The 24733-nt window shown below is 63.3% G+C and carries 17 protein-coding genes; 8 read left to right on the top strand and 9 right to left on the bottom strand.

All coding sequences use genetic code 11. From position 1 onward, the window contains the following. The first annotated feature begins 18 nt into the window (after window positions 1-18). A complete protein-coding gene (locus ABIB91_RS09675; RefSeq protein ID WP_354160340.1) occupies window positions 19-1380 on the top strand; it encodes a PAS domain-containing sensor histidine kinase in 1362 nt (453 codons plus the stop codon). A 23-nt stretch (window positions 1381-1403) separates the two neighbouring features. On the opposite strand, the gene ABIB91_RS09670 is transcribed toward ABIB91_RS09675, so the two are convergent. Beyond that, entirely contained in the window at window positions 1404-3695 is a 2292-nt protein-coding gene (locus ABIB91_RS09670; RefSeq protein ID WP_354160338.1) for an FdhF/YdeP family oxidoreductase, read from the bottom strand. A gap of 248 nt (window positions 3696-3943) precedes the next feature. On the opposite strand from ABIB91_RS09670, the gene ABIB91_RS09665 reads away from it, so the two are divergent. Further along, window positions 3944-5197, top strand: a complete 1254-nt coding sequence (locus ABIB91_RS09665; RefSeq protein ID WP_354160336.1) for an oxalate decarboxylase family bicupin — start codon at window positions 3944-3946, stop codon at window positions 5195-5197. 49 nt (window positions 5198-5246) lie between these two features. Here the strand turns inward: ABIB91_RS09665 and ABIB91_RS09660 are convergent, their stop codons facing one another. The 5 genes from ABIB91_RS09660 to ABIB91_RS09640 all read right to left on the bottom strand — a co-directional run bounded on the left by ABIB91_RS09660 (window position 5247) and on the right by ABIB91_RS09640 (window position 9178). Further along, window positions 5247-5927 (bottom strand): YoaK family protein, encoded by a 681-nt coding sequence (locus tag ABIB91_RS09660; protein ID WP_354213011.1) that lies wholly within the window; start codon window positions 5925-5927, stop codon window positions 5247-5249. A gap of 18 nt (window positions 5928-5945) precedes the next feature. Further along, complete coding sequence (fdhD, locus tag ABIB91_RS09655) at window positions 5946-6782, bottom strand: formate dehydrogenase accessory sulfurtransferase FdhD (RefSeq protein ID WP_354160334.1); 837 nt, start codon at window positions 6780-6782, stop codon at window positions 5946-5948. A 216-nt stretch (window positions 6783-6998) separates the two neighbouring features. Next, window positions 6999-7499, bottom strand: coding sequence for a Dps family protein (locus tag ABIB91_RS09650; protein ID WP_354160333.1), 501 nt, complete (start codon window positions 7497-7499; stop codon window positions 6999-7001). Between the two features lie 63 nt (window positions 7500-7562). Further along, window positions 7563-8126: a cytochrome b gene (locus ABIB91_RS09645; protein WP_007596080.1), complete on the bottom strand. Its 564-nt coding sequence runs from the start codon at window positions 8124-8126 to the stop codon at window positions 7563-7565. Continuing rightward, window positions 8123-9178, bottom strand: coding sequence for a catalase family peroxidase (locus ABIB91_RS09640; RefSeq protein WP_354160330.1), 1056 nt, complete (start codon window positions 9176-9178; stop codon window positions 8123-8125). Before ABIB91_RS09640 ends, ABIB91_RS09645 begins: the two co-directional genes overlap by 4 nt. Window positions 9179-9529: 351 nt before the next feature. Here ABIB91_RS09640 and ABIB91_RS09635 point away from each other — a divergent pair, with 351 nt between their 5' ends. Further along, a complete protein-coding gene (locus ABIB91_RS09635; RefSeq protein WP_354160328.1) occupies window positions 9530-10414 on the top strand; it encodes an SDR family NAD(P)-dependent oxidoreductase in 885 nt (294 codons plus the stop codon). A gap of 197 nt (window positions 10415-10611) precedes the next feature. Beyond that, entirely contained in the window at window positions 10612-13497 is a 2886-nt protein-coding gene (locus tag ABIB91_RS09630) for an ATP-binding protein (protein WP_354213009.1), read from the top strand. A 100-nt stretch (window positions 13498-13597) separates the two neighbouring features. Here ABIB91_RS09630 and ABIB91_RS09625 read toward each other — a convergent pair whose 3' ends face one another. After that, window positions 13598-16450, bottom strand: a complete 2853-nt coding sequence (locus ABIB91_RS09625) for an ATP-binding protein (RefSeq protein ID WP_354160324.1) — start codon at window positions 16448-16450, stop codon at window positions 13598-13600. 115 nt (window positions 16451-16565) lie between these two features. Next, window positions 16566-16847, bottom strand: a complete 282-nt coding sequence (locus ABIB91_RS09620) for a hypothetical protein (protein WP_354160322.1) — start codon at window positions 16845-16847, stop codon at window positions 16566-16568. Between the two features lie 811 nt (window positions 16848-17658). Here ABIB91_RS09620 and ABIB91_RS09615 point away from each other — a divergent pair. The 4 genes from ABIB91_RS09615 (at window position 17659) to ABIB91_RS09600 (ending at window position 23971) form a co-directional block, all read left to right on the top strand. Beyond that, complete coding sequence (locus ABIB91_RS09615; RefSeq protein ID WP_502916965.1) at window positions 17659-18924, top strand: ABC transporter substrate-binding protein; 1266 nt, start codon at window positions 17659-17661, stop codon at window positions 18922-18924. Window positions 18925-19098: 174 nt separating this feature from the next. Beyond that, entirely contained in the window at window positions 19099-19326 is a 228-nt protein-coding gene (locus ABIB91_RS09610) for a hypothetical protein (RefSeq protein WP_219681611.1), read from the top strand. A 548-nt stretch (window positions 19327-19874) separates the two neighbouring features. Then, window positions 19875-22706 (top strand): ATP-binding protein, encoded by a 2832-nt coding sequence (locus ABIB91_RS09605; RefSeq protein WP_354160320.1) that lies wholly within the window; start codon window positions 19875-19877, stop codon window positions 22704-22706. Window positions 22707-22762: 56 nt separating this feature from the next. Then, complete coding sequence (locus tag ABIB91_RS09600) at window positions 22763-23971, top strand: ABC transporter substrate-binding protein (RefSeq protein ID WP_354160318.1); 1209 nt, start codon at window positions 22763-22765, stop codon at window positions 23969-23971. 49 nt (window positions 23972-24020) lie between these two features. Here ABIB91_RS09600 and ABIB91_RS09595 read toward each other — a convergent pair whose 3' ends face one another. After that, window positions 24021-24722, bottom strand: coding sequence for a hypothetical protein (locus ABIB91_RS09595; protein ID WP_007596098.1), 702 nt, complete (start codon window positions 24720-24722; stop codon window positions 24021-24023). Window positions 24723-24733: the final 11 nt, after the last annotated feature.

Raw genomic sequence — 24733 nt, 5'->3', positions numbered from 1 at the left:
GCTTGGGGTAGCCTTGTTTTGACCCTGCTGTCCTTCGCCTGTTCACTGCTTGGAGAAAATTTTACGGCGATCGCTTTCGCTGCTTTTCTGGCCGCTTCGCTGACGCTCGTCGGCGCGGTCATGGACATCACCGCGCAGAAGAAGGCCCATGGCGAGCTGGAGCGGAGCGAGCAGCGTTACCGCCATTTGTTCAGCCGGATGCCGATCGCGCTTCGGCAGCTCGACACCAGCAGGCTGATGGCGCTGTTCCGAAAGTTGCGCGCCGAGGGCGTTACCGATCTGGGCCTCTATCTCGATAGCCATCCCGATTTCCTCCGGACCTGCATGGACGCACTCTCGATTCAGGAGGCCAACGAACGGGCCATCCAGAGTTTCGGGGAAGGCTATGTCGGACGTTCCATGGCCGAGACCTGGAAGCAACGTCCAGATACGTTCCGCCGGGCTATCGAGTCCCGCTTCCGCGGAGAAACGAATTTCGAGGAAGAGACCCAGATGGTCACGTGGGACGGCCGCATCGTCGACGTTCTCTTTACGACGGCTCGCGTCGGCCCCATTGACAATCTCGAAGCAAGCCTGGTCGTTACCATCGACATTTCCGAACGCATTCGCGCCCAGCAGAAGCTCCAGCAGGCACAGGCCGAGTTCGCGCATGCCGCGCGCGTCTCGATGCTCGGCGAGCTCACCGCGTCGATCGCGCACGAGGTCAATCAGCCGCTGGCCGCCATCGCCACCAACGGCGCCGCCGGCCTACGGTGGCTGAACAGGCCCACGCCCGATATCCTCGAGATCCGCAAGACCATCGAGAACATCGTCGTGGATACCCAGCGCGCCGCGAACATCGTGGCGCGCGTTCACGGGATGGCCTCCCGGAAAGCCCCCGAGCAGGCATTGCTGTCCTTTGACGAGATCATCCGCGAAGCACTTCTTTTCCTTCAACACGAGATGGAATCCCGCAGCGTGACGATCCTGCACCGGCCTGATCCGACCAGCCCGCAGGTGCTCGGTGACCGCACCCAGCTCCAGCAGGTGATCGTCAATCTGGCCATCAACGCGGTGCAGGCGATGACGCAAGCGGGATGTGACGATCGTAGGATCGTCATCAGCACGGTCACACAGGACGCGTCGAAATTGTGCTGCTCCGTGGAGGACAACGGTCCTGGCATCGCCGAACATGTCGATCGGCTGTTTGAAAGCTTTTTCACGACCAAGGACAGCGGGATGGGCATGGGACTCCCGATCTGCCGGTCGATCATCGAGGCGCATGGAGGCAGGATCGGCGCCGACGGCAACGGCGCGAATGGCGGCGCCCGCTTCTGGTTCACGCTGCCGGTCTCCGTCCCGGCGGATTCGCCGCGCTGCGACCTCCACGCCGATACCTGAGCGCGACGTCTACGACTCTACAGCTATTCCAAGGGAACGGCCGAACGTACCAGGCGGACCGGAACGCCTTTGTATGACGGCGTGAAGCTGAGGGGATCGTAGGCGTAGAGCGGTACCAGCGGATTGGTCTCCGGATAGTACGCCGCACAACAGCCGGTCGGGAAGGAATAGGCCACGACACGGAAGTTGCGCACGATCCGCTCGGCGCCATCGGTCGAGGCGGTGATCAGGTCGACGCGGTCGCCGTCAGCAAGTCCGCGCCTCTTCAACTCGTATTCGTTGAGGAACACCACGTCGCGCTGGCCGAACACGCCGCGATAGCGGTCCGACATCGAGTAGAGCGTGGTGTTGTACTGGTCGTGGCTGCGGATCGTCGTGAGCCAGAGGAAATCGGGATCACTCTGCGGCGGATCCTCGCCGCAGCCCGGAAAAACCAGGAAGTTCGCCTTGCCCGACGGCGTCGCCCAGACACGCTCGCGTGCCGTCGAGGTGAGATGAAAGCCGCCGGGGACGCGGATGCGGGCATTGTAGCCCTGGAAGATGGGGAATACCGCCTCGATCGCGTCGCGGATGCGGTCGTAGTCGGCAAGGAAGCCGTCCCAATCGACCACCGTGCGCTCGCCCAGCGTCGCCTTGGCAACGCCGGCGACGATCGCGACCTCGCTGCGAAGATGCTCCGATGCCGGCTTGTTGCGACCGCCCGACGCATGCACCATCGACATCGAATCCTCCACCGTGATCGACTGCGGCCCCGACGCCTGGACGTCGATCTCGGTGCGTCCGAGGCAGGGCAGGATCAGGGCGGCGCGGCCATGGATCAGGTGGCTGCGGTTGAGCTTGGTCGAGACGTGGACGGTCAGATCGAGCTTGCCAAGCGCCGCCTGGGTCGCCTGCCAATCCGGAATGGCCGCGGCGAAGTTGCCGCCCATTGCGAAGAACGCCTTCACCTCGCCGCGGATCATCGCCTCTAGCGCGGTCACTACGTTGTGTCCCGGCGCGGCCGGAGGCTTGAAGCCGAAGCGTTGCTCCAGGCGCTCGAGGAAGTCGGCCTTGGGGACCTCAGTGATCCCCACGGTCCGATCTCCCTGCACGTTGGAATGACCGCGAACCGGGCAGACGCCGGCGCCATCGCGCCCGACATTGCCGCGCAACAGCGCGAGGTTGGCGATCTGCTGGACGTTGTTCGCGCCGCGCCCGTGCTGGGTGATGCCCATGCCGTAGACGAGGATGGCGCGCTCGACCTTCATATAGGCGCCGGCCGCATATTCCATGTCCTCGCGCGTCAGGCCGGACTGACGTTCGATATCCGGCCATTGCGTGCGTTTGAGGTCGTCGATCAGCGCTTCAACGCCGACCGTGTGGCCGCGAATGAAATCCCAGTCGAGTATCTCCGGCTGCTCGGCGGCACGGGCGGCCTCGTCGGCTTCCACCAGGATCTTCATGATCCCCTTGAGGACGGCGACGTCGCCGCCGACCCGCACCTGGAACAGTTTTGAGCTGATCGTCGTCGATGACAGCGTGATCATCTCGACCGGGCTCTGCGGCGCCTGGAAGCGCTCCAGCGCCCGCTCGCGGAACGGGTTGAACGAGATGATGGAGGCGCCGCGGCGTGCCGCGTTACGCAGGCTGGTCATCATCCGCGGGCTGTTGGTGCCCGGGTTCTGGCCGAAGATAAAGATGCAATCCGTCTTGTCGAAATCCTCCAGCAGCACCGTGCCCTTGCCGACGCCCAGCGAGTACGGCAGGCCGACGCTGGTCGCCTCGTGGCACATGTTCGAGCAGTCGGGAAAGTTGTTGGTGCCGTATTCGCGCACGAAGAGCTGATAGAGGAAGGCGGCTTCGTTCGAGGTTCGCCCGGACGTGTAGAACTCCGCCATGTTCGGATCCGGCAGCGCCCGAAGCTCGCGACCGATCATGTCGAACGCATCGCTCCACTCCACCGGGAGATAGCGGTCGGACACGGCGTCGTAAGCCATCGGATGGGTGAGCCGCCCGACCATTTCGAGATCGTGATCGTTCCAGCTCGCGAGCTCCGTGACAGTATGCTCGGCGAAGAATTCCGGAGTGCAGCGCTTCGATGTTGTCTCCCAGGCGATCGCCTTGCCGCCGTTCTCGCAAAATTCGAATGACGAGGTGTGCTTCGGATCGGGCCAGGCGCAGCCGGGGCAATCAAAGCCATCCGGCTGATTCATCCGGCTCAGCGTCGCTGCGCCCTTCAACGGTACCCGCTGCACCAACAGCGCTTCGCTGAGCGCCTTGAGAGCGCCCCAGCCGCCGGCGGGCTCATGGTAGGGACGAACCGATTTCGCAGTCATCTCGATATCTCTCGATGAGCAACTCTCCAAGCCAGTTAAGGATCGTGCAGGCAGAGCCGTCTTTTCAAAACGAAGCCGAATTTCTCAATTGCACACGTTCGGACTCGGCCCCGCCAGTTGAAGCAGCCAGTGCATTCCGGAAAAAGGAAGGCCGTTCGCGGAAGCTGTGCCGGCAGCCAGGAACTAGGCTTTGAATCCGGAGCCCCGTCGCCACAGAGGGCTTTTGACTATTCTCAGGAGGCCCCAATATGTTTTCCCGACGTGATTTGCTGGCCATGTCCGCGGCAGGCGCCGCCATGGTCGGCTCCGGCGCACAGGCCGCGACCTTCGGCAATCCGGACGAGCCGCCGCAAGGCGCGATCAACGCCAAGAGCCCTGGAAGCCTGACCGATCCTGGTCCGCAGAACCCGGCTCTCGCCGGACAGTTTCCCTCCGTCCAAACCCCGCCCGCGACCGACGTCGGTGGCCTGCCGATGGATTGGGCTTCGTTCAACAACGCACCGAAGCGGATTCAGAACGGCGGCTGGGCACGGCAAGTCACCGTCGAGGATTTCGCGATCTCGAAGGAGATCTCCGGCGTCAACATGCGGCTGTCCGCCGGCGGCATCCGCGAGCTGCACTGGCATCAGGCGGCCGAATGGGCGATCATGACCTACGGCAGTTGCCGTATCACCGCGCTCGATACGCAGGGACGCCCCTATATCGGCGACCTCAAGGCCGGCGACCTCTGGTATTTCCCGCCGGGCGCGCCGCATTCGCTGCAAGGCCTGGGTCCCGACGGCTGCGAATTCGTGATCTGCTTCGACGACGGCCACGCCAATGAGTTCAACACGCTCCTCGTGACCGATTGGCTCGCCCATACGCCGCCCGAGGTGCTGGCGAAGAATTTCGGCGTTCCGGCCGACGTGTTCGCGAAGATCCCGCTGCACAATCGCTGGATCTTCCAGGGTACGGTGCCCGGCGATCTCGCCGCCGATCGCGCCGCAATCGCCACGAATGCGGAAGCACCGCCCTATCCGTTCATCCATTCGCTCGGCAGTTCGGCGCCGATGAAAGAGAGCTCCGCCGGCAGCATCCGCGTCGCCGACAGCAGCAACTTCAAGGTCGCCACCACCGTCGCCGCGGCGCTGGTGACTATGCCGCCGGGAGCGGTCCGGGAGATGCACTGGCATCCGAACGCCGACGAGTGGCAGTACTACATCAAGGGCAAGGCGCGGATGACGGTGTTCGACACCGGCCCCAACGCGCTGACGACGGATTTCTCGGCCGGCGACATCGGCTATGTCCGGCGCAATCTCGGCCACTATATCGAGAATGTGGGCGACACCGAATTGCAGTTCGTCGGCGTGTTCCGTGCGCACCGCTACGAGGAGGTGTCGCTCTCCAACTGGCTGACGCACACGCCCCCCAGCCTGGTCGCCCAGCATTTCAACATCGACGAGAAGCTGATCGCCCAGTGGCCGGACAACAGCCCAGGCGTCATGCCGAAGGCCCGAACATAAGGAGCGTCTGACATCGGCGCCCCGTTTCGAAGTCTCCGGGCTCGAATGGTCAGCCTTGGTCTCGTCGATGGCGATGCCGCCGGCAGAACCAAAGAACGTGCATCGACGATGCAATCGGCAGGGCAAGGCTCCACGCGCCCAGCCACCTCGTCGCGCAGCTGCCGAGGGCGGCTCCCAACAGGAACATCAGGCTGAGCAGGAGCATGACTCCGGCGCCACGTGCCGCATCACGATCGGATGTCGCAACGGACTGGTCGATGGCGCGCAACATGTTGCCGGTGACGGTAGTCGAGAGATACTTCCAACGCTCCACCTGCCTGAAGCTCGCCGACTGCAGCGCGACACCGAAGGAGATTCCGAGGATCGCGACCATATCCGGAACGTGATGAAGCAAGAGCATCGCCGCCGCCAGGCAGACGATCTCTCCGACGAGGCAGCGCAGCGGCGCCTGGATGCGGATCGCGATCGACGCGCCGAGGAGAAACGCGACCATCGGGAGCAGATGGTGGGCCGCCTGCTGCCATTGGCCGGACATCGCGTAGACGCCGACGAATACGACATTGCCGGTTTGCGAATTGGCAAACACGCCACCGAGCGAGAGCCAGGTAAAGGCGTCGAGGAAGCCCCCTGACATGCTCAGTACCGATGCGACGAGAAGGGATCGCTCCGGAGCATAGATGCCGATAGGCGCCTCGACGTCCGACGCGGAAGATGCGGCTTGCATCGCCATACTGGTCGGCCCGCGGGGTCAGCACTCGGTGCGTCGCGCAGCCTCGTCAGGCAGCAAGACGCGGCACGGGTGCGTGAAGACGCCATATCCGTCATCGCGGGCGATCGCGAGCAGCGTGATCCCCGCCTCGTCCGCAGTCCGGATTGCGAGTGCGGTCGGCGCGGAAACGGCCACGATGACCGGTGCGCCGATCATGGCCGCTTTCTGCACCATCTCGACCGAAACGCGGCTCGTCAGCAGCACCGCGCCATCGCAAGCCGATGTTCCCTTGCGAACGAGCGATCCGGCAAGCTTGTCGAGCGCATTGTGCCGGCCCACATCCTCCCTGACCGGGCCGATGCCGTTGCGGGGATGCCAGAAGGCCGCAGCGTGGACGGACCGCGTTTGCTGATTCAGGATCTGGAGGGGAGACAGCGCCAGCATGGCGCCCAGCAGGTCCCGCGCATGAAAGGCAATGCCGCGGCCCTGGATCCGTGCCGACGCGCGGCGCGCCTGTTCGAGGCTCTCGATGCCGCATAGCCCGCATCCGGCCGGACCGCTGATGGCGCGACGGCGCGCAGCCAAGATCGCGGCGCGGTCGCCATGGAGCCACATCCGCACTTCCATGCCGAGCTCGTTCGAGATCAGTTCGATGCTCCTGATCTCGTCTGCGCGGTCAATGATTCCTTCGGTGAGGCTGAAGCCGAAACCGAAATCCTCCAGATCGGCCGGCGTCCCCATCATCACCGCATGAGTCGATCCGTTGTAGGTGAGCGCGATGGCGCTCTCCTCGGCGACAAATCGCGACGTCGACCTCGTGCGGCCGCCGCGCCAGGCAATCTCCCGCTGCTTCGTATACGTCGACTCCGTCATCATGCCCGATACCGTTGCCGGCTAGGGCGAATGTCGGGAGGAGTGAACGAAGCCAGGATCGGGTGAGACGGTATGATGACTCCGGCCTTCGAATTCGACATGTCAGCCATGGTTCGACTCTCGTTCGCACGACCGGTCCGCCGGCAATGAATGAGCGCAAGCTTACAAGGACCTGCCCGGGGCTATCTTTTGAGGATGCAGTGACGGCATGCCCCGCACCTACGAACTCGGACCACTCCGGCCGGTCTCGTACAGGAACCAGATCCGCCGCTCCGTCTCGTCGATCCAGTTTTCCAGCAGGCTTGCGGTCGCGACATCGCCGTATTCGTCGCAGAGCTCGTGGACCCGGCGCATTTCCCGCGTCAGTTGCTGATTGTCGCTGCGCAGCTCGGCCAGCATGTCCTGCGGCTCGACATAATCGGCGTCGTTGTCGAGAATGCGCTGCTCGCGCGCGATCTGGCCGATCGAGCGCAGCGTGGTTCCGCCGATCTTGCGTGCCCGCTCGGCAATGTCGTCGGTCATGGCAAAGATCTGCTCGGCCTGCTCGTCGAGCATGAGGTGGTAGTCGCGAAAGTGCCTACCCGACACGTGCCAGTGGAAGTTCTTGGTCTTCAGGTACAGCGCGAAGACATCAGCCAGCAGCGCTCTCAGCGCGGCTGGAACGTCCCGGTTCGCATTGGCCCCGAGATCCGTCGGGCTTTGGAGATCTGCTTTGGTCATTGTCGTCATCCTTGCTGGAGGTTTAGAAATTTGAGGTGCGGATTTCGCCGGCACGCGAAGCACTCATTCCGCCGGCGTCGTCCTGTTCCGCAGTCGAAAGGGTGCGATCGTCCCGAACACGCCGTCGCGGCGAACCAAAGCGTGGAACAGCGCCGCCGCCAAATGCAGTAGCACGAGGGCAAAGAACGCGAAGCCCAGGTAAAAATGAGCATTCCATAGCAATGTGTGCACGCGGTCGCTCTGCGGCAGCAACGCCGGAATTCGAATCCCGCCATACAGGACGACTGGATAGGCCGCAGCCCAAAGCATGCCGAGACCCAGCAACGGCATGACGATCATGAAGCCATAGAGGAGCCGATGCGACAATCTTGCTCCCAGCTTGATCGCCGGCGGAAGATCTGCCGGCAACGGCGGCGCGCCGTAATGGAGCCGCAGCGCCAGCCTGATCACAACGAGGACCAGAAGCGTGACGCCGAGCGTCTTGTGGATCAGGATGAGCGGCAAGTACTTCGGCGCCACGGTGGACACCATGCCGACGCCGATGAAGAACATGGCAACGATACAGGCTGCCATCAGCCAGTGCAGCAGCCGCTGGATCAGGGCGAAACGATGCGGAGCGTTGCTCATGGCCTCGCCGACTCGGTTCGCCGATAGTCGCCGGCTTCGGCCGCACGCAAATCGTAGGACTTGCGGTAGACCGACGAGCGCGCGGCCGGGAAAGGATCGTCCGACAGCCGGATTCCCCGCGGCAGCACGGTCGGATCGAAGTTGATGTCGCGGCAGGGTCCATCCCGCTCGGGTTCGATCCGCTGCACGACAAGCGTTCCGAGCTGCACCGTACGGCGCCCCTCGGGCCAGGGCCTGCTCGGGTCCGCGATCGGATCGCCGGGATCTGCGACCGTCGTAACCATGGTCCAGCGCTGCGGGCCGGCGGTCCTGATTCGCTCCACTATCTCTTGCTCGAGAAAATCCGGACCGCGCTTTTCCAGCTCGGCTTGCGAAACCGGAACGGGCTGCACAGTGGGCAGCAGCGACCATCGCACCGCGTGCTCCCCGCCCTTCGCGTTCGTGAAGATGAAACTATTGAGCCCGTGGTAAGGCTCCTCCGCATAGCTGGTGGTCCAGGGCGCCGTCTTCGCCCAGGTCGCGAAGGCGGCAAATTCCGGATTTGCGTGGATGAAAATCTTCATCGCCTCCGGCTCCTTCTCGGCGGATGCGATCAGCAGGTCGTGAAACGCCTGCGGCGTGGACACTGCAAAGAACGGCGGGTTGATCAGGGCCATCCGCCACTCTTCGCCATCCGCTGCGGCGATCTGCAATCCCAAACCGCGCACACGGACAGTTGCATCCACGGCGTTCGGATCCGCAGTGCCGAGATTGAAGCGACCCAGCGCCGGATACGTGCCGCGTTCGAAGACCTTGGCCCGCGAAAGTTCTACGCCGTTTCCGTTGGCCTCGAAGATGCCGGTGAAGCAGATCCCCTTCGCATGATTTCGCCGGTGCCCGAGCGGTGCGCCGCTCGGAGGCGTCAGCGCCGCAATCATCTGCTCCGGCGTCAGGCGCCCCGGCGAGAGCCAGCCCGCAGTGTACGCGAACGCCGCAGCCCCGCCTCCGAGGATGGCCGCTATCAACACGAGCGGTCCGAGTCCCGAACGCGGCAGTTTGCCTGATTGATTCATCGCTTCTCCTCGTAACGAGCGAGCTGACACAGACGCGTCACACGGCCCGTTCTGCCGAGCGGCTCTTGTAGCCGGCGGCCACAGCCGCGATCTTCTGAAAGCCAACGCCAATTTCGCGAAGGCACGTTCGAGCCTGCCCGGTCCGCGGGAGACCCGTCCTCATCCGCTTTCGGGCTTTCTCGAAATATTTCGTGCGATCTGGAAATCAGCCGCCGGGCTCGAAAGACCCGTCTTGCGCCCGGCTGTATTTCAGGAACTCTTCGCACAAGGCCAGGGATCAATCGCCAAACGACGAACGTGTCGCGATGGCGCTGGCGTCTTTGCGGAAGGTGGAATGCGATTGGGATTCGAATGGGCAAAGTGATCATCGTCACAGGAGCTGCGAACAGCATCGGACGAAGCACCTGCAGGAAATTGGCACAGGCCGGCCACACGGTCTACGTTTCAATGCCGGAAGTGGATGAGCACGGCGGCGCGGATGGCGGAGCCGAGGACGGCAAGCCTGGCGCGGACCTCCGAACCATCGCGTTCGACGTCTCCTCGGAAGCCTCCGTCAACTCGGCTATCGATGCCATCGTCGCTGAGAACAACCGCCTCGACGTGATCGTGCACAATGCCCGCCAGGTCCTCTACGGGCCGGCGGAGGCCTTTACACCGGCCCAGCTTGCCGAGCTCTACGACACCAACGTGCTGAGTGCGCAACGGCTCAATCGGGCCGCGTTGCCACAGTTGCGCAAGCAGGGCCATGGCCTGCTGATATGGGTCTCGTCGAGCAGCGCGCGAGGCGGCTCGGTTCCTTTCCTGGGCGCCTATGCTTCCTCAAAGGCCGCCCTGGATGCGCTGGCGCTCGGCTATGCCGGCGAGCTCGCGCGTTGGGGTGTCGAGACAACCATCGTCGTTCCCAGCGCGCTCGGGCCCGGCCACTACATTCGCTCCGGCCGGCCGCTGGACACCGTTCGGGCAGAGGAATACGCGGATGGTCCGACGGCCGATTTGAGCGAGATCGCGCTGTCGGCACTTGGGCAGCTTCCGGCGAAGGATCGAACTCCGCAAGACGTCGCGACCGCCATAGCCGATATCGTCGATATGCCATTCGGACAGCGTCCGCTACGCGTTCATTTCGGTCCGGACGACGACGGGGCTGCAGCCGTCGACACCGTTGCCGACAGCGTCCGCGCGGAACTGCTCCGCCGGATCGGACTGGAAGACATTCTCAAGCCGACATTGATCGGATAAGGCGCGCATCGTGGCGCCGCACATCCAAGCCTCAGACGAAAGTGATAGAGCCCGATGCTTTACCCCGAAACTACCGGATGTTACCGTTTAAGGGCCACTGCGTTCACACGTCTTGGTGTGCTTCCAAGTCATAGAACATGACGAGTCGTGCGCCGGGTTGATATCCGAAGATGGTCCCCCGCTGGCAAAGCAACGACATGATGGCCCAAGCCGGCCGCTCCGCTCAAGACGAGTCCGCCCATGAGATCTTTCTCTTCGGGCCGTTTCGCCTCGACCTCTCGCAGCGGCGGATTGAACGAAACGGGAGCCCGCTCCGACTATCGGATCGTGCGTTCAACATCCTGCTCGCGCTGGTCCGGCAGGCTGGCAACGTCGTCAGCAAGACGGATCTGATAGCCACGACATGGCCGGGTGCCAACGTCGAGGAAAACAGCCTGCGTGTCCATATCGCCGCACTCCGCAAAGCACTCGGAGACGGCGATGCCGGCGCCAGATATCTGAGCACGGTCTCCGGCCAAGGCTACTGCTTCGTCGCCGCGGTCTCACGCCCCAAACAGAGGCAAGCTGCGTCGACCAATCCGACTTATGTCCACAATTTGCCAGCGCATCCCCGGCAGATGGTGGGGCGTGAGCATACCATTCAGGACATCTCGGAAAGTCTGAGAGCCCACCGCTTCGTCACGGTTGTCGGCCCCGGCGGCATCGGCAAGACCACGGTCGTCATTTCCGCGGGCCACGCCCTGCTCGCGGAATTCGCCGGACATGTCCACTTCATCGGTCTCGGCGAAACCGGCAACGCCGCTCCGGTGCCGGCGATCGTCGCATCGTCACTTGGACTGCCGGCGCGATCGAATGATCCGGCGAGCAGCCTGGCGGCATTCCTGCGCGACAGGCGCATGCTGCTCATTCTGGACTGCTGCGAGCATGTCATCGAAGCAACGGCGGCGCTGGCCGAGCGGCTCTACCAGGCGGCCCCGGAGCTGCACATCCTGACCACGAGCCGGGAGTTGCTGCGCGTCGAAGGCGAGTTCACATACCGTCTCCCGCCGCTCCCGAGCCCGCCGGAGAAGGCCGTTCTGACGGCCGCGAACGCCCTCGCTTACCCATCCGTGAAACTCTTCGTGGAGCGTGCGACTGCAGGAGGCGGCGAGTTCACGCTGACGGATGCGAACGCCCCGGACGTCGGCAACCTCTGCCGTCGGCTCGACGGCATCCCGCTTGCCATCGAACTCACCGCCGGCCATGTGGGCGCATACGGCGCGAGGGCGATGGTCCAGCTCCTCGATCAGCACCTCAATTTGCTGTGGGAGGGGCGACGCACGGCACTGCCCCGACACCGGACGCTGCGCGCAACCATCGAATGGAGCTACAATCTTCTATCCGAACCGGAGCGCGTGATTCTCGGCCGGCTGTCGGTGTTCGTCGGCGGCATGACCCTGGACGCCGCCCGATCGATTGCCGCGGCCACGGAGGACGACGACACGATCCTGGCGATCATCGACGGCCTCGTTGCCAAGTCGATGCTTACACTGAACACCGGCTCGCAACCAACCCGCTACCGCCTTGCCGACTCGACCCGGGCGTACGCGCAAGAGAAACTTGTCACCAGCGGGGACGCTGGCGCGATCTCGCGACGTCACGCCTGCTACTTTCGCGGTCTCCTTGAAAGGATCGGGAGCGAAGCGAACCGAGACCTTTCGGCGGTTGCCGAGGAGTTCGGTAACGTCCGCGCCGCGCTGACGTGGTGCTTCTCCGATCAGGGAGACCGCAAAATCGGCGTGGCGCTCGCTGCGGCATCGATTCCGCTGTTTTTCAAGCTGTCGCTCCTGGCGGAATGCGAACTCTGGGTCACTCGCGCCATCGAAGCACTGGATGAAACCAATGGAAGCATCAGGCAGGACCTCGTCCTTCACACTGCGCTGGGCGCCACCCGTATGCTCACGGGACGGCTCGACGAACTAGGCGTTAATCATCTAAACCGGGCGCTTGAACTGACCGAGAAGATCGGCGACGTGCAAGGGCAAATCCGTTTGATCGACCAGTTGCACCTGCTGCAATTGTTCGTCGGCAAATACGATGAGGTACTAGCCACCGCCAAACGCGGCGAAGCCGTTGCGCTGACCAGCAACGATCCCGTTGCCATCGCGCGCATGCGCGTGTTGCTCAGCATCTCCTGCCAATATCTCGGCAGGTTCGTTGAGTCCCGCTCATACATCGAAGCGGCGTTGCGTCATCCGGGCATGGATGGGGACATCCTTAGCGGCCTCACCCTCGAATACCCTAAACGCGCTCAAATCACCCTTGCGCGCGTCCTCTGGCTTCAGGGATATCCGGATCAAGCAGCGCAAATGGTGCGCCGGGCGATCTCCGACGTGATCGCGACGAACCATCCGGTCATGTTCTGCCGAGCGTTAGCATGGGCATTCGACGTCTTCTTCTGGAATGGCGATCTGGCGGATTGCGAAGAACACATCGACAGGCTCGTCGTGGAGGCTCGAAGGCACAACCTCGCCATTCTCCAGATGGTCGGCGAGGCGATGAAGGGGATTACGCTGCTGGCCCGAAGCGAGACCGGCATCGGGCTCGCTATGCTGAAAGGCTCGATCGACAAGCTGCAGAGCCAGAGCTTCGGTGCGGTGGCAGGGTTGCGCATGTCCCTCGCCGATGCCTTGTCGGCTACAGGTCACGGTGACGAAGCCCTCGACACCATTGATCAGGCGATTGTCCAGGCCCGGCACTGCAACTTCATGATGGAGATGCCCGACATGCTGCGCGCAAGGGCTGAAGCGCTGATGCACAAGAGCAATCCGGATCTTTCGCAGGCGGAGATGAGCTTCGTGCAGGCGCTCGACCTCGCTCGTCATCAAGGAGCGCTGGGCTATGAGCTTCGCGCGGCGATCGGGCTTGCGAGACTATGGCAGCGAGGCGGTCGCTGCCAGGAGGCGCACGATATGCTTGCGTCCGTCTATCTGCGATTTACCGAGGGCTTCGATACGCGCAGCCTCAAGATGGCGAGAGAGTTGCTTGCCGAGCTGAATTCCGGCGCGCCCGTACGCGTCTGCGGCCAAATGACCCTCTCCTGAGCGCGTCAGCGCCCTTTGCCCCGACCGATGCGGTGCTCGCCGAGGCTGCACCGGCATCCGATTGGTTGAATCGGATGCCGCTCCCCGGGGCATCCAGGACCTACGATCCGAGCTTCGCCAGCATTGCACGCGCGTCGCGGAGGTCCGCCGTCTCGAAACCTTCAGTGAACTTGCCGTATGCGGACGCGAGAACACGGCGTGCATCGGCCGGATGCCCCTCCCTCACTTTCAATCGTGCCACGCTGATCGCCGTTCTCAGCTCCCAAGCCAAGGCGCCCTGGCTCCGCGCCACCTCGAATGCCCTGTCGAAGGCCTGCGCGGCGGCGATCGCCGAGCGGTGCTCGCCGGGAAGCAGCAGCAATTCGCCCTTGATGCGCCAGAGTTCGGCGACGTACCACCCCTCGTCCCTCGCCTCGCATCGCGCGAGCGCCTCGTCTGCGGTCGCAAGCCCCTGCGATACCTCGCCAGCGTCGCCGAGACATACCGCGAGTTCACCGAGGGGAAGCAGAAAGCGCGGCAGGTGGCGCGCCTCGCCCGCGAGCTCAAACGTCTTGCGCAGCAGGGGCAATCCGGTCGCGAGGTCACCCCGGCGCGAGATCAGCATTCCTCTGAAGGCGCGCGCCCACAGATTCCACAGGCGGATCGGATGTCGCTCGGTGTGTTCGAGCAGCATCGTACAATAGCGCTCGGCGGCGTCGAGATCGCCGGCCAGGAACGCAATCGGGCAGGCACCCTGGCCGAGGACGCTGCAAAACGTGAGTGCGTGACCACTGGTCCGGCCTTCCTCGACGTTGTGCTCGACGACGCTCAAGGCCTGATCCGCGAGGCCGAGCAACCACAGGATCCGCGCCTGGAAATAGCGCGTCGAGACCCGCAGGTCGAACCGGAAACGAATGACCTGCGGCTTTGCCGCAAGTTCCGAGAGCCGCGACAGGGTTCGGCCGATATGATGATAGGCGAGTCGCTGGTCGCCGCGATAATGCAGCGTGGTTGCGAGAAGGCGGTCGGCCATCATGCGATCGACGGGATTGCCGGAATCGGCCACGACCTCCGCGAAGCGATTAGCAAATTCAAGCGCCTTGTGGAATTCGCCGTTATTGAACTGATCGATGCAGAGCCCCCACAGCGCGCGCAGCAGGTAATCCCTGTCACCGAGCTGCTCGGCGAGCTGTAGGGTCGCAGCCCAGGCGGGACCGGCCTCCCGGGCCCTGCCAACACCGTACATCAGTGACCAGCCGCGCGCGGCCGACAGCTGCATCCGAAGTCGCGGCGCGTTTGCAGCCGTCGGATCGAGGCGCGCCAAAGCGAGTTCGGTCCGCTCGCGGCATTCGGCGAGCAGCGACAATTGCACCCAGAGCGGGACCGCGGCCGCCGTCAGGGCGGCCCCGACTTGCGAGTCCCCGCCGGGGGAGAAGGCCCAATCGAGACTCGTTCGCACGTTGTCGATGTGTCGGCCATAGAGGGTGAGCCACTCCGCCTGCGGCCTCACTTCGCTGTCGGCTTCGGCGCTGGCAAAGAATCCGCAGTAGTATTTCGCCTGGCGGTAGGCTGCGCCGGGATGTTCTCCGCCGGCACGCAGCTTCTCCAATGCATAGGCACGCGTCGTATCCAGCAGACGATAATGCGGGCTGTCGCCGCAAATATCCGCGAGAACGAGCGACTTTGCCACCAGCCTGGCAAGCTGGCCGGTCACATCGCCGATGTTCTCGCCAGCAACAGCAATCACTGCATCGAGCTGGAACTCGCCGGCGAATATGCCGAGCTGCCGGAGCAGCCACGCCTCGTCGTCCGGCAAGAGGTCGTAGCTCCAGTCGAGCGTTGCGCGTAGCGTTTGCTGCCGCGGCAACGCCGTGCGCCGGCCGGTCGTCAGGAATTTGAACCTGTCATCGAGAAGTGACGCGATCTTCGGCGGGCTAAGCATGACTGCGCGCGCCGCCGCAAACTCGATCGCCAGCGGAATGCCGTCGAGCCGGCGGCAGATGGATGCGATGGCGCCGATGTTCTCCTCGTCGGGTACAAAACTCGAACCCAGCGCCTTCGCTCTGCTCGTGAACAATTCCACTGCGCTATACGCAGAAGCGTCAGTGGGCTCGTGCCAGGTTTCAGGCGGTACGCCCAGAGGAGGTACGCGGTAGACATGTTCCCCCTCGATACGCAGCGCCTCCCGGCTTGTCGCAACAATGACCGTCCCCGCACAGTGGCTGACAACCAACTCGGCCACCTGCGCCACGGCGTCGATGACATGTTCGCAATTGTCGAGAATGAGCAGCAATGGCCGAGAGCCGATCGCGCGCGCGATGGCATCAGGTGAGATCTCCTCGCCCTCGAGCTTGGTGCCGAGGACACTGGCGATGACCGAGCAGACGAGCTTCGAATCGGACAGTGGGGCCAGCTCGACCAGCAACCGGTCAGCCACAAAGCCGGGCGGCGGCGTTCTGGCGACCTCTAGCGCGAGCGACGTCTTTCCGATGCCGCCAGGCCCGACCAGGCTCACGATGCGATAGGCCGACAGAAGCCGCCACAAATGTGCGATCGCAGCCGTTCGGCCGATGAGATTGAATGATGCGCTGGGAATGTTGATCGACGGCAGCAGGCCGGTTGCGGCAGATTGTAGCGGGGTGTCCCTATGCTGAACCCGCCATGCTCCCAGCAAACGATAACCGCGGCCAACGCTGGTTGACAACATGTCGCGGTCGGAACCGAGCGCCTTTCGGATCGCAGCGATATGCACGCGAAGTGCACTCTCCTCGACAAAGACGCCCCGCCAGACCCGCTCCTTCAGGTCGTCCCTGGTGACGAGCTGGCCCTGCGCCTGAACCAATTCCGCAAGAATCTCAAAGGCACGCCCCCCCAACGGAACGAGTTCGCCGTTCGAGCGCAATTCGCGTCTGGCAAGATCGATTTCCCATTCCGCGCAAATGTAGACGGGACGCTGGCCCGGCTCAGCCATCATTGGGACAGCCCCAAGCGGTTTCGTCATTTTCAGTCCAGCTTACCACCAACCCCGTCGAAAGACACAGGTAGCCGGGCGGCGCGGCCGCCGGCCCCTGTCTCGCAATGCGCGCCGTTCAGCAGCCGCGGCAGATCGATCCTTCCAGCATCTTCTCAAGCCGGGCATCTTCCTTGTCGATGGTCTGGTCTGTGCCAAGCAACGGCCCCTTCATCGCGTGACCACCGCCGTCGGACGACGAAAGCGCAGTGCCCAGCGAGTTCGTGCCCGGCGCGGCGGCGCTCGTCCCGAGCGCACCGCCGCTCTCCATCGACATATGCGATCCCATGCCGCCGCGGGCGGACGCGGTGCCCGAAAGCGCAAAGCAGGCGAGGACGCAAACAACAGCAAATGATTTCATTGCTCACACTCCAGGTATTCAAACTATCCGCCTCCCAGAAACGGACACCGGACGCGTTTGACTACGCACAAACGCGCGAGAATCCTGACAAGCGTGACAGACTCTTCCCGCAGGAGTGATTCAGATCCACCGGGACTTTCCGCTCCGACGACCTAGATCATTTTCATCAAAAAAACTTCGGAAACGCCACCAGCCGAGCAGCGACCATCGCCAAGCGACTCTCCGCACGGAGCAAACAATGGAGAATCGCTATGAGTGTATTCAAGATTCTAATCGCAGCGGCGCTACTCTCAACGGCAACGATATCGTCGGCGTCCGCAGCCTGGTCTTTCGCTGATCAGGAGCCGGCAGCCTTTGCATCGATGTACCCCGATCGCGACGTGCTGAATGGCGGCGCACTGACGCCCGCCGGGCGAATGGGTCTCGAACGGCCGGGCGGTGCCGCGCCCGTCTTCGGCATAGGCCAATTTCGCGACCACAACTGGCATCGATGACGAGATACCACAATCCAGTATTCTGCTTCCTGCAGGTGCGGATGATGGTGCCCGTAATCCGGGAGTGCGACCGCGCCATGCGGCGCACCCTGCCGGCTTCGCGGCAGGGCCGATTGCATCGATTCGGATAGCCGCCCCAAAAACTGCGAAACTTAACAGTTCTTCAGCATCCGCAACCGGGCGCGCAGCGCCGTCCGCGCTATAGTCGCTACGCCGACTGCTGCACGCGCTCGTCCGCCGCCTCGAGCGGGCGCGGCCGAGCCACGCCTCGTCAGGGTTGGCATGTGCAAAGACCGGCAGCGCCATGGAGGCATCGCTTGATCGCAGGCAGGACTGGTGATTCGATTTCGGGCAACGCGTGGCGCCTGGGAAAGCTCTTCATCTCCTGCGCTGCGCTTGCAGTCGGCAGCGCTTCCGCGGAGCCACGATATGATCCCGGCGCAAGCGACACCGAGATCCGGATCGGCAACATCATGCCCTACAGTGGCCCGGCATCTGCTTACGGCATCATCGGCAGGACGATGAGCGCGTATTTCCGCATGGTCAACGACAATGGCGGGATCAACGGCCGGAAGATCAATTTCATTTCATACGACGACGCCTACAGTCCATCCAAAGCGGTCGAGCAAGCGCGACGGCTCGTCGAGGACGACGAGGTGCTTGCGATCTTCGCTCCGTTCGGCACGGTCAGCAACGCAGCGATCCAGAAATACATGAATAGCCGGCATGTGCCGCAATTGTTCGTTATCACCGGAGCATCGCGCTGGGCGGATCCCGAGCACTTTCCGTGGACCATCGGCTGGCAACCGAGCTACCGAACCGAAGCACGCATCTATGCGGACTACATTCTGCGGCACCATCCGGGGGCAAGGATCGGTATCCTGTACCAGAACGACGACTTTGGACGCGACTATCTGCTCGGCCTGAAGGACGTGCTGCAGGACCAGTACGCGCAAATGGTGATTGCCAGCCAATCATATGAGGTCAGCACCCCGACGATCGACTCCGAGGTCGCCGCGATCAAGGCCGCTGCGCCCGACATATTCATCGACATCGCAACACCCAAATTCGCCGCGCAGGCGATCAGGACGCTCGCCGAGCTGGACTGGCATCCCATCCACATCGTGACGAACGTCTCGGTCTCGGTCGGCGCGGTGCTGAAGCCCGCCGGACTGGACAATGCGAAAGGAATTCTCAGCGCGGGGTATCAGATGGACGTGACTGATCCGCAGTGGGACAGCCATCCGGGCATGCAGCAGTTTCGCGCGTTCATGGCGAAATACTATCCGGAGGCAGATCGATCGGAGAGCGGGCCGCTGGTGGCCTTCAACATGTCGAGTGCACTCGTGGAGGTGATCAGGCGTTGCGGCGACGATCTCACGCACGAAAGGATCATGCGCGTGGCCACCGATCTCGATCTCGACCTCGAAGCCTACATTCCCGGTGTTCGCATAAAGACATCACCGAGGGACTTTCGTCCGATCGAGCAGCTCCGGATGATGCGCTTCACCGGCGAAAGATGGGAATGGTTTGGCCCACTGCTGGATGGACGCACTGACCAGGCGACGTCCTCACCAAACTAGCGCGCGAACCTCCTGTCGGATGAGCCGTCGATGTATGAATTCAACGCACCGCGACGGCTTCGTGCAAAGAGGAAAATGTTCGTTCGATCGACACTGCGGATCCGGCGCATGCATGCACATGTCTCAGGTGCGGGCCGAGGCGCTCTCGGCGTCGCTTTCTCAAGGAGATGTTCGATGACGACACTGAAGTTCTTGTCGGCCGGATTCGTGGTCGCGGCCATGATTGCCTCCCCCGCGATGGCCCGCGAAGGCAACGCGAAGCGTACCAATGTCGAGGCTTATGCGTCGGCTCAGCGCGTGCCGGCCTCCGCCAAGCGCGGCTGCGCCCGTGCTCCCGACGTCGGTGCGTACGCGACCGCCCCCTGGCGCCGGCCGCCCTGCGAGCCCACCTCGGGCTATTGAGTTCGCGAACCGGAGCAAGTCCGGTTGACGCCGACCGGAAGTTGATCGCCTCAACGTTCCGGATTATGACCTCTCGGCGGAAGGAAGGACGGCGGCTCACGACCAAGCCGCCGTTCTTGCGACTGGTGCACGTCTCCTGGAAGCATTTGGGCTCCGGAGTTCTTGCGCTGACGATTCTCGGCGATGCCGAGTAAATGATGCTTCCTTTGATGGCATCAGGTTCCCTCCGAGGGACCCTTTCCATTCTGACACGCGCCCGAACGTCGTCACGAATTCGTGTATCGATCACCAACGTGTCGGGTGTCAGCATTGATAATGAACGAAGCCCCGGCGACTGAGCGGGCCTTCTTGACACGCTGACGATCTCCCCTGTAGGAGACCCAACCGCATTGACGCTTTCAAATCCATGCCAGGGATCGGTGACCTCAAGGGGCGGGCTCGTGATTTCCCCCGGATCACGGCGGCGGAATTGAATCACGGGCCCCCTTATGTCGGTTGATCGCACCTACTCTTTCGGACAATGGCATATCGATTGCCAACGAAGAGAGTTGAGGCACAACGACGTCACGGTGCCGATCGGAAGCCGCGCGTTCGAGGTTCTCGAGAGGCTGGTCGGCTCCGCGGGTCTCCTGGTCACCAAGGATGATTTGATCGGAAGCGTCTGGTCGGGCCTGACCGTCGAAGACAACACGCTTCAGGTCCATATCTCGGCCGTCCGCAAGGCACTCGGCGAGGATCGCAATCTCCTCAAGACCGTTTCGGGCCGCGGCTATACGCTCGCCGGGAGTTGGCGAAGCGGGCATCTGGAGCACCCTGCGGCCGCGCCGGTAACGATTGCGGCCGACGCACCCTTTACCAACAACCTGCCGAGCATCCGCGCGCCTCTCATCGGCCGCGAGGATTGCATGAGCCAATTGGTCGATGTGCTTTCGGCATATCGTGCCGTGACCCTGGTCGGACCCGGCGGCATCGGAAAGACGAAGCTGGCTATCGAGTTGGCGCGCAGCGTCGCACCCGCATTCAACGATTCCGTGGCGTTGGTCGAACTCGCGACCCTGCAGGATGCGGCACTTGCGGCATCCGCATGCGCCCGTGCACTCAAGCTCGCCTCGAACGACAAGGAAGTCTCGGCCGCGAGCATTGCGCAGGCCATCGGAACCCGCCGTCTGCTTCTTGTCCTGGACAATTGCGAGCATGTGATCGAAGTCGCCGCGCAGATTGCCAGTGCCGTGCTTCGCTATTGTCCGAACGTCACCGTGCTCGCGACCAGCCGCGAGGGTCTCCGCATCGACGGCGAATATGTTGCGGCCATTCCGGCGCTGTCGGTTCCCGATCCCGATATGCACGATCCCGACCTGCTGCTGCGGGCAAGCGCAGTGCAGCTGTTCGTCGCGCGAACGCGGGCACTGCGTACGACCTTCGTTGCGGGCGCGGAGGAGCTCCGGAAGATCGCCGCCATCTCTCGCCGCCTCGACGGCATTCCGCTCGCGTTGGAGTTTGCCGCGGCCCGGGCCGCCAATCTCGGGGTGGACACCGTACTGCTCCGTCTCGATAAGCGCTTCGAGCTCCTGAATGGCGGCCGCCGCGACCAGTTGCCGCGCCACCAGACCCTGCGGGCGACCCTGGACTGGAGCTACGACCTTTTGACCCCGGCAGAGCAGCACCTGCTTTGCCAGCTCGCGGTGTTTCCGGCCGGCTTCACGCTCCATGCGGCCAGTGCAATGATGGACGACACTCTGTCGCGGTCGGACGTCATTGAAACGCTGTTCAATCTGGTCGGGAAATCGCTGGTGTCGCTGGACCCCTCATTCGAGGGACGATGGCGGCTCCTGGAGAGCACCCGCGCTTATGCGCTGGAGAAGCTCGCAGAGGCAGGCCTCGTCGAGCGGGCGGCAAGGCGGCAGGCCGGCTTTCTCAGGCAGATCATCGCACCGCTCGGCGATGCCTCTCCCGCTCCCGACGACATCTCCCGTTTCGCTCAGGAGATCGGCAACGTGCACGCCGCGCTCGACTGGGCGTTCTCGCCCGGTGGAGAGACCGCGCTTGGAATCGAACTGACGGCCGGATTCGTTCCGGTATGGATGCAGTTGCTGTCTTTCGTGGAATGCTCGACGCGGATCGAGCACGCGCTTGCGCATTTCGGTCCCGGGTTCACCTGCGTTCCGAAGCTCAAGGCGCAGCTCTATGTCGCGTTGGGTTTCGCACTTCTCAACACGGCGGGAACAGCGGACCGCATGAAGGCGGCGCTGAGCATCGGTCTCGTGCTCGCCGAGGAATTGTCCGATCTCGAGCTTCAGCTCAAGGCGGTCTGGACCTTGTGGAGCTATAATCTCAACTCGGGCCAATATGCCGCGGCCAAGGAGGTTGGCGAACGCTACCTCGAGATCGCGCTACGCACCGGAAATCCCGCCAACGAGGCGGTAGGCCGTCGCCTGATCGGCGCTGCAACGCATTTCTTTGGAATGCAGGAGGATGCACGACGCGAGCTGACGCTGTCCCTGGACCATTCGGCTCACGGATTGAACGGCGGTGCGAACCAGATGTGGTTTTTGCTGAACCAGAGTGTCCTCGCCAAGGCGATGTTGGCGCGCGTCCTGCTGCTGCAGGGAAAGATCGCCCAGAGCAGATCTCTGGCCGCCGAGTGCCTCGAGGAGGCCCAGCGCGAGAAGGACAAGCTTGCGATCGCCTATGCACTCCGCAACGCCGTCTGCCCGATCGCGCTGATGACGCATGATCTTGCCGCCGCCGATCAGGCGATATCCTCCCTTCTCGAACTCGTCACGCGCGAGGGAATAGCTTTCTGGACCAGCTGGACGTCCTGCCTGAAGGGACAATTGCTGGTTCTGCAAGGCAAGCATCACGACGGAATAGCGCTGCTGCGCAGCGGCCTGAAGGCGCGGACCGAGAACGGCTGGCTGATGCGCAATCCCGAGTTTCTCGGATCGCTCGCCGAAGGCCTGCTCGCGATCGGTGAGGCTGCGCAGGCCCTGGCCGCGGTGGAAGAGGCCTTGTCGATGTCGCGGCAAGGCCGGCAATTGTGGTGCCTTGCGGACCTATTGCGGATCAAGGCCGAGATTCTCCTGGCCACCGGACCATCCGATCTTTCGCGAGCCGAGGTGCTGTTCGCCGAGGGACTGTCCATCGCCAGGGACCAGCAATGCCGCTTCTACGAGTTGAAAGTTGCGGCTGCGTGGGCAGGGATCATGGCGAAATCGGACCGTCAGCAGACGGCCCTTGATCTTGTGGGCCCGGTGAGCGCGCTGTTCGATCAGGAGATTGACCTTCCCGCACTCGCCTTTGCCCGCACTCTGGCTGAAATACCGGGCATCTCGCTTTCGACATCCGACGGCGACCGGCTCCCATCCTGCACCTGCCATTAGGTTGCGATGCCTTTCGGCCGACACTGCCCTTCACTCCATCTTCCGGACCTTGCGTGATGAACATCTCTCGACGACAGATTTTGGGCGGCATCGGCGCTTCGGTGTTTTCGCCCGGCATCATCCGTGCGCAGGGCACGGGACCGATCAGGATCGGCGAGATCAACTCCTATAGCAGCGCCCCCGCGTTCACCCTGCCCTATCGTCGCGGCTGGCAGTTGGCGGTCGAGCAGGTCAACGCCAAAGGCGGCCTTCTCGGTCGCGAGCTGCAGGTCGTCAGCCGGGACGACGAAGGCAAACCCAGCGTCGCGATCCGCGCGGCAGAGGAACTCGTGCGCAGGAACGACGTCGATCTGCTGGCAGGCGCATATCTGTCGAATGTCGGCCTCGCGATCAGCGACTTCGCCCGGCAGAACCGGGTCTTGTTCGTGGCGAGCGAGCCGCTCACGGATGCCCTCGTCTGGGAGCGGGGACATCGATATTGCTACAGGCTCCGCCCCTCGACCTACATGCTGGCAGCGATGCTGGTTGAGGAGGCCGCTCAACTCAAGGCGACACGATGGGCGACAATCGCTCCGAACTACGAGTACGGGCAGTCGGCCGTAAGGTGGTTCATGCAGCTTCTCCGCCAACGTCGCCCCGATGTCGCGTTCGTTGGCAGTCAATGGCCGCCGCTGGCTGCCATCGATGCCGGCGTGGTCGTGAACGCGCTCGCACAGCAGAATCCCGAGGCGATCCTCAATATCACCTTCGGGCCCGATCTCACCAAATTCGTCCGGCAGGGAAAGGATCGCGGCCTGTTCGAAGGACGAGATGTCGTGTCGTTCACGACAGGCGAACCCGAATATCTCCATCCGCTCGGAGAGGACGCGCCGACAGGATGGATCGTGACCGGCTATCCCGTGACCGAGATCCTGGACCAGGCCAACAGTTCATTCGCGTCGGCCTATTCCGCGCGCTACGGCGAGGCTCCCACCATGGGCTCCGTGGTCGGTCACGCCATGATCAGCTCCATCGTGGCTCCGATCGAGCGGCTCGGGAGCCTCGATACCGAAACGATGGCGGATGGGTTTGGCAATGTCAGCTTCGATACACCGTTTGGACCGGCAATTTGGCGTTCGATCGATCATCAAAGCACGATGGGAACATTCGTCGGTCGCACCGCGGTCAGGGGCAACAAGGCCGTCATGGTAGACTGGAAATATAGGGATGGTGGAAGCGTGCTTCCCCCGGATGCCCAAGTCCGCAAGTTGCGCCCGGCAATATGACTGGCGAATGCCGTGTGATGCGATAACACGGAAGCCCTGCAAGTCCACCTCAGCATCCCGGCGGCAGGATCGGCGATACGCCCGGCGTCGGCGCAGCGCCTGAGGCGTTCGCCGGCACCACCGTCGCGGGCTCCGCCAGGTTCATAGAGACCCCTTCCGCGCAAGCCGAGCTGTTAGGGCTCGGCACGACGGTGGCGTTCGGGTCGATGCCCGTGCCGCCGGCGTTGCTGGCGTCCGCCGGGATCGTGCCGGGCGCGGGGCTTGCAGGCACTTGCGAAATCGAAAGCGGTAGAGACGCAGCGCTGGTCACCTGTCCTCCCGGCGTTGAACTGCAGGCCACTGTTGCACCTGTTCCCGCCGGAGCGGCCGCGGGAATCGTCCCGATGGAGCTACCGCTCTGTCCCGTGAGCGGCAGGATCGGAGCCGCGATGCCCGGAGGCGAAAGACCCGTGGGCGATACAGCTGGAGTCGCCGGCACCGGCGACAGCGATGACGATGGCGGCGCGCAGATGACCACTGTCCCCGGCGTCACCGGATCCGAAGCCAGCGGAACGGGCGCCAGCGTCGTATCCGGAGCACCCGGCACAGTCGTTGCGGAAAACGGCCCCGGACTGTTGAGCGGCGAGATCACGATCGCGCCCGGCACCGTCGGCAGATCCATTGCGGTGCTGCCGGTCGTTGCGATTTGTGCCTGGCCCGGAGAGAAGCCGAGCAGGAAAGCGACCATCATTGCAAACGCGAACCGTATCATCTCTCGTGTCC

It is taken from the genome of Bradyrhizobium sp. JR4.3 (assembly GCF_040547695.1).
GTDB lineage: Bacteria > Pseudomonadota > Alphaproteobacteria > Rhizobiales > Xanthobacteraceae > Bradyrhizobium > Bradyrhizobium canariense.
The sequence above is the reverse complement of the archived record's forward strand: the minus strand, read 5'-3'. Positions and strand labels throughout refer to the sequence as shown.